Raw genomic sequence first — 1,892 nt, 5'->3', positions numbered from 1 at the left:
GTGCAGCACTTTGGCGGTATCGGCCTGGATCTTCGCGACCACCGCCGGCGGCGTGGCGCGCGGCGCGACGAAGCCGAGCAGGGCGCTCACGTGGAATCCCGGCAGGGTCTCGGCCACGGTCGGATAGCCGTAGCCCGGAACCCGCTTCTCGCCGAGCGTGGCGACCATCTTCATGCGGCCCGCCTTGACGTACGGCAGCACCGAAAGAAAGGGGYCGAACACGAGGTCGAGGCGCCCGCCCAGCAGTTCGGTGTGCGCGGGCGCGCTGCCCTTGAAGGGCGCGTGCAGCATGTCGAAGCCCGCTTCGCGCTTGAGCAGTTCGGCGCCCAGGTGCGTGGTGCTGCCCGCGCCGGGCGTGCCGTAGCTGAGCTTGCCCGGGTTCTTCTTCGCGTAGGCAATGAGCCCGGCCAGCGTGCCGAAGGGCGCGTCGGGCTGCGCCACGATCGCGAGCTGCAGGTTGGCGATCTGCGTGATGCCCGCCAGGTCCTTCACCGTGTCGTAGGGAAGGCTCTTGCGCAGCGATGGATTGACCGCAAAGGACGAATTCACCATGCCGAAGGTCAGCCCGTCGGCCGGCGCCTTGGCGACGAAGTCGACGCCAATGGCCGTGCCGGCCCCCGGCTTGTAGTCGACGAGCACCGGCTGGCCCCACATCTCCTGCAGCTTGAGCGAGATCAGGCGCGCCACTGTGTCGGTCGGCCCGCCGGGCGCAAAGGGGACGATGAGCTTGACGGGCCCCTTGGGGTAGCCGCCCGCGTCGCCCGCGGTTGCCGCCGGGGCGGCGGCCGCAAAGCCGGAGAGCGCCAGGCCGCTTCCCGCCAACAGCAGCAGGCGCCGGTCTCGCGAGGGAAGAAGGGCGGTTGAGCCGCCAGCGGAATGTCTCGAATTTCTGTATAAATGGAACATTGTTTCGAAATAATGATTCCCGAGCGCCGTCACGTCAACCGTTTTTTGCTGAAGAATGAACGAACATCTAAAAAAAAGGGTTTGGATACATGAATGACGCGATTGGCGGCAAAGAAGAAGTCAGCGCGCTTGCCAGGGGGCTGGCCTTGCTCAAGGTCATCGGAATGGCAGCCGCACCCATCAGCAATCGCGACCTGGCCGAAACCACCGGCATCCCCAAGGCCACCGTGTCCCGCCTCACGGCCACGCTGGTGGCCGCGGGCTACCTGAAGCAGTCGCAGGACAGCGACCGCTTCAGCCTCGGGCCCGCGCTGCTCGACATGAGCAGCCGCTACCTGCGCCACTTCGACCTGCGCACGGTGGCCCGGCCGCATCTCTCGGAGCTGTCCGAATTTGCCGGCGCCAGCGTCCACATGGGCGTGCGCGACGAGCTCGACATGCTCATCATCGATTCGCTGCGCCCCCGCTCCGCGCTGATCAGTTCGCGCATCGAAGTGGGCTCGCGCATGACCATTGCCACCTCGGCCGCGGGCCGCGCCTACCTTGGGGCGCTACCCGCCGCCGAGCAGGCCGAGGTGCTCGAGCAGATCCGCCTGGAAAGCGGCGAGAACTGGCCTTCGATCGAGCCGCGCCTGATGGCCGGGCTCGACGAATACGCGCGCCTGGGCTATTGCAGCTCCTTCGGCGAGTGGCATCCGCACATCCACGCCCTGGGCTTTGCGCTCAAGGGCCCGCGCGGCGAGCGCTACGGCGTGAGCTGCGGCGGCCCCGCCTACCTGCTGCCCAAGGACGTGATGCTCGGCCGCGTCGCCCCCAGGCTCCTCGAAACCGCCCAGCGGATCTCCCAGGAAGYCGGCACCGTCAGCACCGACTGATCCTCAGCAGCCCCGGATCCATTCGTGAAACACCGAGGATCCGGCTTTGCCGGTCCTCTGGTGTTGCCCCCGGCGAGGGGGTGGGCGAAGCGACACGAAGTGCGCGAAGAC

Annotated in this window: 2 protein-coding genes; one reads left to right on the top strand and one right to left on the bottom strand. The window is 67.5% G+C overall.

Features of this window, described 5'->3' with window-relative positions; genetic code table 11:
* Nucleotides 1–822 (bottom strand): tripartite tricarboxylate transporter substrate-binding protein (locus tag AC1DOC_RS31790; protein WP_478131349.1); only part of this gene is annotated, 822 nt, incomplete at its 3' end.
* A gap of 173 nt (nt 823–995) precedes the next feature.
* Here AC1DOC_RS31790 and AC1DOC_RS31785 point away from each other — a divergent pair.
* Nucleotides 996–1,781, top strand: a complete 786-nt coding sequence (locus AC1DOC_RS31785) for an IclR family transcriptional regulator (protein ID WP_478131348.1) — start codon at nt 996–998, stop codon at nt 1,779–1,781.
* Nucleotides 1,782–1,892 lie beyond the last annotated feature (111 nt).

This window comes from Variovorax sp. 01T439_2, assembly GCF_056398445.1.
This window is presented reverse-complemented; position numbering and strand designations above follow the sequence as displayed.